This window comes from Pseudoalteromonas sp. S2893, from assembly GCF_005887105.1.
In the GTDB taxonomy this organism is placed as follows: domain Bacteria; phylum Pseudomonadota; class Gammaproteobacteria; order Enterobacterales; family Alteromonadaceae; genus Pseudoalteromonas; species Pseudoalteromonas atlantica.
Genome location: NZ_PNCY01000008.1, coordinates 277,649 through 285,104, shown reverse-complemented (window position 1 = coordinate 285,104; position 7,456 = coordinate 277,649). Strand labels below are relative to the sequence as shown.

Genomic DNA, 7,456 nt, shown 5'->3' with positions numbered 1-7,456 from the left:
AGTAGGCTAAGTCAAAACCGAGCAAAGCTTCCGCGTCCTGCTCACGCCCCTTACCTACATCCATGTAGGCAACAAAGAGTAAATCGCCCCTAGGCAGAACCCGAAGGGCAGCGCCTGTTTGGCATTAATGCTGCGTTATCGCCTACTTATGGGGAATAACCACACCAAATAGGCTCTGCCTTGCCTAAATACCAAACAGGCTGCTGCAAATTTAACCTTGAAAGGTCTACAGACCCTTGTGTATTAGCTATTCGTCTTATAGCGGGGGGATTAATACTTTGTTAATGTTCGTCGATTATTCATGGATTGAAAGGCGGGGCGGCAATTAGGCGCTCTATACTCCAAATACAAAAAGAGAAACGTGCTTTATGATCATCTTTTTTATCTGCATAACAATCTTAATACTGGGATATAAGTTTTATAGCCCGTTTGTTGAAAAACAAGCAGGTATGGATACAACAGTTGATACACCACAAAAACGCTTTAGCGAAGGTGTTGACTATGTAGCCATTCACCCTGTGCGTGCATTTTTAATTCAGTTTTTAAATATTGCGGGTGTAGGCCCTATATTTGGCCCAATTTTAGGTGCGCTTTACGGACCGGTAGCACTTGTGTGGATTGTGCTTGGTAACGTATTAGGCGGTGCAGTACACGACTTCTTCTCGGGTGTGATGAGCATTAAAGAAGATGGCAAAAGCTTACCAGAAATAGCAGGGCACTATTACAACGTTGTGTTTAAAGGCTTTATGCTGATATTTACAGCCATGCTACTGTTTTTTGTGGGCGTTGTATTTATTATGAGCCCAGCAGGCTTATTAAGTAACTTAGATGTATTTGAAGGCACTTTTTTTGCTAATAATACTTTTTGGGTTTTGGCTATTTTAGCGTACTACTTTTTAGCAACGCTGCTACCTATTGATAAAATTATTACTAAGTTTTACCCGCTATTTGGTTTATTAATGATTGTAATGACTACATTAATAGCCGGTGCGTTATTACTAGATGCGCCACACTTACCAGTTGCAGGCGACTTTTTAGCCTACTTTGAAGCCGACCACGCGCATGACTTTTTAGAGCCAAACCCTGATGGCCTGCCAACCTGGCCGTTACTGTTTATTACCATTACCTGTGGTGCTATTAGTGGCTTTCACTCTACCCAAGCGCCTATTATTGCCCGCTGTTTAACAAACGAAAAATACGTACGCCCAGTATATTACGGCGCAATGATGTGTGAAGGCATTGTAGGTTGTGTATGGGCACTTGCGGGTATTGCCGCGTTCCCAGAAGGCTACGCTGGCTTAAAAGCATTGCTTGATCAAGGTGGGCCAGGTTTAGTGGTTAACCATGTAGCAAATAGTTACTTAGGCGTAATGGGCGGTATTATGGCCATTATTGCTGTTGCGGTGTTCCCTATTACCTCTGGCGATACGGCGTTCCGTTCACTGCGTTTAACCGTGGTTGATGCGTTTAATATTCCGCAAAGCTTACGTAATCGCTTATTACTGGCTGTGCCAATTTTAACGATTGCCTTTTTTATGACTAAATTAGATTTCTCGGTTATTTGGCGCTACTTTGCATTTTCAAACATGCTGCTTTCAACCAGTGTGCTATGGCTTGCAACTAAGTACTTATTTGATAGACGAGCATTCCACTGGATCACCAGCATACCTGCTGTTATCGCTACTGGCGTAACACTTTCGTACATTATGACTGCTGCTATTGGCTTTAATTTATCGGCCGACTTAGGTAAACCAATTGGTGCCGCTGTGGTTGTTATTGGCTTAGTAGGTTTAGTGTTTGTACACTCTAAGCATAAAAAGCTAGATGTAGCGTAAAGCGTTAAAAATTAAATAAGCGAGCTTAATAAGCTCGCTTTTTTTATGCATAAAATTTACTCTCACACTATGCAATTTTAAAGGTAATAAAATGAAAATAGCCGCCGATTTTACCCAGAGAGTCGTTGTTCATAGTGAGCAACTTAATTGGAACCCTTCGCCAATGGCGGGCGTTGATAGGCGCCCACTTGATAGAGTAGGCGCAGAAGTAGCCCGTGCTACAAGCATTGTACGTTATGCACCAGGGAGCGAGTTTTCGCCTCATGTGCATACAGGCGGCGAAGAGTTTTTTGTACTAGAAGGCGTATTTCAAGATGAGCATGGCGATTTTCCACAAGGCTCTTATATTCGTAACCCACCGCAATCAAAGCACAAACCAGGCTCTGATGAAGGCTGCATAATATTTGTAAAGCTTTGGCAATTTCAGCCACAAGATAGAACCCACGTACGCTTACAAACACAGCATACGGGCAGTGTGCAACACGCCACATTTAAAGGCCTTGCTATAACCCCACTTTATAAAGATGACTTTGAAGATGTGAGTTTATTGCATTTTGAGGCAGACGCTAACATGCAAATTAGTGCAAATGGTGGTGCTGAGTTACTCGTGCTTGAAGGCGATATAAGTGAGCAATCAGACGTATTAGTAAAACACAGCTGGTTAAGGCTGCCTATTAATAGTGAGCTTAATATAACCGCAGGTAAGCAAGGTGCAAAAGTGTGGCTTAAATTAGGGCACTTAACAGATGTAGATAAGCAAATAGAGCGCGTACAAAACGCTTAGCAAATAGCATTATTTAGCAGTATTGTTTGATTTAGTTCAGTACTAATTAACTTAATACGGTGTAGTTTTATAGTTTAACTCAGTAAGTGATGGGTATTTTTGGGGTTTTTATTTTTTAAAGGGAATAATTTCACTTTATAGGCTTTAATTAACTCCAGCTTTCGTTATTAAACCCACTCACACAGGCTGTAAATAACATAAGCGCACCCGATTAAGGAGAGCAGCATGGTACACACAACACATGGTTTATCTATTGGTATTGAACGCGCAGGCCGAGAATTTTTTTTAAAACTAAAAGCTGTAGGAACGCTAACCCACGACGACTATAAAGTCATTACCCCCATGATCGACTCAGCCCTTGGCGAGGTTAAACACCCTATAGCAAACGTGCTTATTGATGCCAGCGAGCTAGAAGGTTGGGAGCTTCGCGCCGCGTGGGATGATTTAAAGCTTGGCGTAAGGCATTCAAAAGAATTTAATAAAATTGCTATTTATGGCAATCAAGAGTGGCAAGCTCGAATGGCAAAAATAGGTAACTGGTTTATTTCAGGCGAGGTGCAATACTACGAAAACGCCACCGCCGCCATAGATTGGCTAGATGAATAGCTTGATTGATAAAGTTTAAGTTACAGCACTCTTATAGAGTGCTTTTTTATATAGGAGCGTTAATAAGTTTTTGAATTTGCTTTATTTTAATTGTTAATACTGCTTAATTAAAATACACTCCTTAGTATTAATAAAACTACACATTATAATAACAATGAAACATGTACTTGCCCTTTTTGTATTACTCATATTTTCTACATCAATACATGCAAAAGACAACACCATATTTACGCCCGTGAGCGATTTATTTTTAGCTGTTTCTAACTTTGATCACGCAAAAATGCGCGCGGCGGTTGACGATTCATTCTTGCTTTTAGAGCACGCTGAAGTGTGGACTATTGATGACTTTGTAAACGTTGTTAAACCCGCTGATTACATAAGAACGAATTATTTTAGTGTTATAAATTCGCGTGTAGAAGGAAATGTTGCGTTTATTAATTACTGGAATAAAGCCAACTTTAAAAACGCCGATAAAAGCGGTGACATTTATTGGTTAGAAAGCGTGGTTGTATCAAAAGTGGGTGACAAATGGCTATTATCGCAAATGCACTCAACCCGTTTACCACAAGGTGAAACACCTAAAAGCGTTACTTTTATTAAGCAATAATTATAAATTAGGTCAAGCCCCGCTATTTGGGGCTTTAACTGTTTATATTACATCAGCTAGCACTGGTAATGCCGGAAATGCTCCTTTAGCTAAACACGCTTTAGAGCCACATTGAAGGGCAAAGTGCAGGGCGTTTTTTATGCTGGTTTCATCATTTAGTTTATCTGCCAGCACTAAATTACTCCCTAAGTTATTTAAATAGTATAAAACCCCCGCTATAAAGCCATCGCCCGCGCTTGTTGTATCTACTGCGTTTATTTTTGGTGCCGATTCGTTAAGTATAAATGCGCTGTGGTAAACCGTAGCAGGCTCTGGCCCGTCGGTTAAAAACACCAGTTTTACTCCGGTATTTAATAGCATTTGAATGTAATCTTCGCCCGTTGTTTCGCTATGCTTTGCTAAAAAATTAAGTTCATCACGCGAAAGTTTAACTATGTCGCAATAAGCGAAGCAGGCTTTTACATTGCTGGCTATATCATGGATGTTTTCCCACAAGCTGTAGCGTAAATTTACGTCAAAACTAACGAGCTTATTATGTGTTTTAGCAAGCTCTAGCGCTTTAACCGTTGTACTAGCTATAGCTGGATCGGTTAGGGTGTTTGAGCAAAAGTGCAGGGTGCTTATGCTTTGCCAATTTATTTGCGCTAAATGCGCTTGGGTTAAAAGTACATCGGCTGTGTTATGGCGATAAAAGCCAAAACTGCGCTCGCCTGTTTCATCAAGGCTTACTATTACCATGGCGGTTTGTGAGCCAGCAATGGTAAACAAATAGTCTGTATTTACATTGTATTGAGCCAATGCATTACTTAATTGATTGGCAAAATGATCGTCTCCTTTACCACCACAAAATGCAGCATCACCGCCAAGTTTTGCATAGCCAACAGCAACATTAGCAGGTGCACCACCAGGGATGGGTAAGTACGCTGAGTTATGAGCATCTTGAGGCAGCATATCAATTAAAAGCTCGCCTAAGCACAGGAGTTTGGTCATTTGGAATATCCTAAAAAGCCTAGCAAGGCTAGGCTAAAAACATGAAGGGTGTTATTTATTCATACTTTAAAAGGCGCTACAGCGATGACTCACTGCAGCGCAATACACACATTTAGTTAAAAAGCGTATTTTAAAGTAACCGACGTAGTGCGGCCGTTAATAGTACGGGCACGAATAATGTCGTTTTCTGGTACTGAGCCTTCTTCGGCTTCTGTAATACCTACTGTATCGAATAGGTTGTTTACATTAAGCGCAAGGTTTAAGTTTTCTGATAAGTCGTAGCTTACAAACGCATTTACTTGCGTGTAGCCGTCAAACTTAAGGTCGTTGTTATCTTGTGCATAAGCATCGGTTGTACCAATAAAGCTTACACCTGCCGCGCCTTTATCGTAGCTGTAACGCGCCATTAATGAGTAAATTAAATCCGCTTGGCGACGTGGTGTGTTACCTACAACTTCAGGAGTTAGCGCATCTTTTGCAATTTCAGCATCGGTCCAAGTAAAGTTACCTCTAAAGTCCCATGCATCCATAAAGTAAGTTGATTCAACCTCAATCCCTTTTGCTTCGTATTCACGGTCGAAAAAGGTTTGCGATGTTGCTTCAAAGTTTTGCTCTTCTGTTTCTGCGTAAAAGGCTGTTGCAAATACCGAGAACGAGTCAAAGCGTTTTTTCACACCAATCTCAAATTGGTTTACTTCATCTACTGCATCTTCATCGGCTACGCTTCCGTCACTGCGTACTTTACCAAATAATAAACGGTCTGCATTTGCGCGCCCACCTTTACTAATACGTGCAAACGTAGCTAGGCTTGGGTCAATTTGGTAGTTAGCACCTACAGAGTAAGACGAGTAGCTCCAATCGTAATTAACTGGGCTTGCATTAGCTATATCAATACCGGCTACGTTTTGCTCAGGAATAGAAATAGTACCGTCGCGGTTCATATCTACTGTTGAGGTTACGGCACCTGCATAGTTACCGCGTGCTTCACCGCTGTCGTAGCGGGCACTTGCATCAATGCTTACATCACCAAGTTTTGTTGAAAACGCAACATACGGTGCGCGAGTGTCGTACTCGGTGTCGTAATCGCGCTGACAACAGTTACCCCAATAAGGCGTGCCGTATGCGTATAAACCGTTTTCTGAATACTCAGTTCCATCGGCTGCGGTTACATTTAAAAGTGCCGCATTGTCGCCTTTAAGCTCCATTACGTAAGAGTTCCATAACCACGACATAGCAATATTTTGCGTAGAGGCAAAGTAACCAAAGGTTAGGCTAGTGTCATCACTAAACGATTTAGTCAGTTTAAAGTCGTTAACAATAGAGCCAAAGTCGTTAAGCGTTACATCAAAAGTGTGAATACGCATGGCAAGTTCATCATTAAATGCTTCACCTGTGTTTGCGTTACTAAGTGTTGCGCCTACACCGCCTATACTTTGTGCAATAGACGATGCGCTGCCAACCTCAGCAGGAATAAGCGAGTTAAAGTTACCGCTAATTGATGACTTACGAAAACGGTTTTCGATACGCCAATCGTTATCTAAATCAAATACAGCTTCAAAACCTACCGAATCCACTTTAGGGTTCATGCCGTCGCGTAAATCGCCACTGCTAATTTGGTTTTCGCCATTTAGGCGCACTGTTTTGGTAAATAATGCTGAATGAGGGGTATCTGATTGCGCATCAAACCCGGCAATAGAATCACCATTTGAGTACATTGGCATAGGAAGGTAGCCAACACTCTTATCGTCTAAGTGTTTGTAATAAAGGCGTACGTAGCCGTTTTCAAAATCTTTAGTAAGGTTTGCTTTAATTTGGCCACCTTTATTTGATGTGTAGCCTGTTTCGCGCGGGCCTTCGCCTTGGCGTACAAAACCACCTACATGAAAACGCACGCTGTCGGTTAAATAGGTGCCGTATTCAAAGTCGGTGCGTACACTGTCGTAATCTAGGCCAACAGTAGTAGATACGCTACCCGATTCGTTTTCGCCATTTTTAGAAATAAAGTTAATTATGCCGCCAGGTGCATTACTGGCTGATGTAGAGGCTGAGCCACCACGAATAGATTCGATTGTTTGCACTGTGTTATCAAGGCGCATAAAAATATCTGCGTTACCAAAGGCAACATCACCAAACTGCATTACAGGCAGACCATCTTCTTGCAGTTGTAAAAACTTGGCGCCACCCGATGCTACAGGTAAGCCACGCACTGCAATATTTGCATTACCTTCACCGCCTGTTGATTCAGCGCGAACACCCGGGATAATTCTAAATGCTTCAGCCGTTGAGCGTGGTGTTGATACCTCAACTTGCTCAAGTGATAAACTGCTTACTGATGAACTCGATGCCATAATAGTTGTGCGGCGAGGTACACCGGTTACAACAATTGTTTCAAGCCCTTGCTTAGCTTGCACTTTGGTTTCTTGCTCGTCTTGTGCATGAACGCCTTGGCTTACTGCAAGTGCTAAGGCACTGATTAAATATAAAGGTGTGTGGTGTGTTGTCATGTTAACGCCTCATTGTGTTGTGTGAGTTTGTTATTTTTACTTAATCGATTAAGTAAAAATAACAAAGTTTTTACAATATGCAAATTATTTTTGTGTGTAATTTGCACTTTTTTTGTTTTTATATTGATTT

At 41.5% G+C, this 7,456-nt stretch carries 6 protein-coding genes; 4 read left to right on the top strand and 2 right to left on the bottom strand.

The features are described from left to right. Positions 1–368: 368 nt before the first annotated feature. The 4 genes from CWC04_RS04855 (at position 369) to CWC04_RS04840 (ending at position 3,832) form a co-directional block, all read left to right on the top strand. A complete protein-coding gene (locus CWC04_RS04855) occupies positions 369–1,835 on the top strand; it encodes a carbon starvation CstA family protein (RefSeq protein ID WP_004589533.1) in 1,467 nt (488 codons plus the stop codon). 91 nt (positions 1,836–1,926) lie between these two features. After that, the gene (locus tag CWC04_RS04850; protein WP_138684774.1) at positions 1,927–2,619 is read left to right on the top strand and encodes a cupin domain-containing protein; all 693 of its coding nucleotides are present in this window, start codon (positions 1,927–1,929) and stop codon (positions 2,617–2,619) included. Between the two features lie 225 nt (positions 2,620–2,844). Next, positions 2,845–3,225: a SpoIIAA family protein gene (locus CWC04_RS04845; protein ID WP_004589535.1), complete on the top strand. Its 381-nt coding sequence runs from the start codon at positions 2,845–2,847 to the stop codon at positions 3,223–3,225. 154 nt (positions 3,226–3,379) lie between these two features. Then, positions 3,380–3,832 (top strand): nuclear transport factor 2 family protein, encoded by a 453-nt coding sequence (locus CWC04_RS04840; protein ID WP_138684773.1) that lies wholly within the window; start codon positions 3,380–3,382, stop codon positions 3,830–3,832. A gap of 42 nt (positions 3,833–3,874) precedes the next feature. On the opposite strand, the gene CWC04_RS04835 is transcribed toward CWC04_RS04840, so the two are convergent. Both CWC04_RS04835 and CWC04_RS04830 read right to left on the bottom strand, forming a co-directional pair. After that, positions 3,875–4,822, bottom strand: coding sequence for a carbohydrate kinase family protein (locus CWC04_RS04835; RefSeq protein ID WP_138684772.1), 948 nt, complete (start codon positions 4,820–4,822; stop codon positions 3,875–3,877). Between the two features lie 116 nt (positions 4,823–4,938). After that, the gene (locus tag CWC04_RS04830) at positions 4,939–7,326 is read right to left on the bottom strand and encodes a TonB-dependent receptor (RefSeq protein WP_138684771.1); all 2,388 of its coding nucleotides are present in this window, start codon (positions 7,324–7,326) and stop codon (positions 4,939–4,941) included. Positions 7,327–7,456: the final 130 nt, after the last annotated feature.

Bases quoted from the DNA above. Each gene is read 5' to 3' on its own strand.
- CWC04_RS04850 (WP_138684774.1), top strand. From the start codon at position 1,927: ATGAAAATAGCCGCCGATTTTACCCAGAGAGTCGTTGTTCATAGTGAG.
- CWC04_RS04830 (WP_138684771.1), bottom strand. From the start codon at position 7,326: ATGACAACACACCACACACCTTTATATTTAATCAGTGCCTTAGCACTT.
- CWC04_RS04845 (WP_004589535.1), top strand. From the start codon at position 2,845: ATGGTACACACAACACATGGTTTATCTATTGGTATTGAACGCGCAGGC.
- CWC04_RS04855 (WP_004589533.1), top strand. From the start codon at position 369: ATGATCATCTTTTTTATCTGCATAACAATCTTAATACTGGGATATAAG.
- CWC04_RS04835 (WP_138684772.1), bottom strand. From the start codon at position 4,822: ATGACCAAACTCCTGTGCTTAGGCGAGCTTTTAATTGATATGCTGCCT.
- CWC04_RS04840 (WP_138684773.1), top strand. From the start codon at position 3,380: ATGAAACATGTACTTGCCCTTTTTGTATTACTCATATTTTCTACATCA.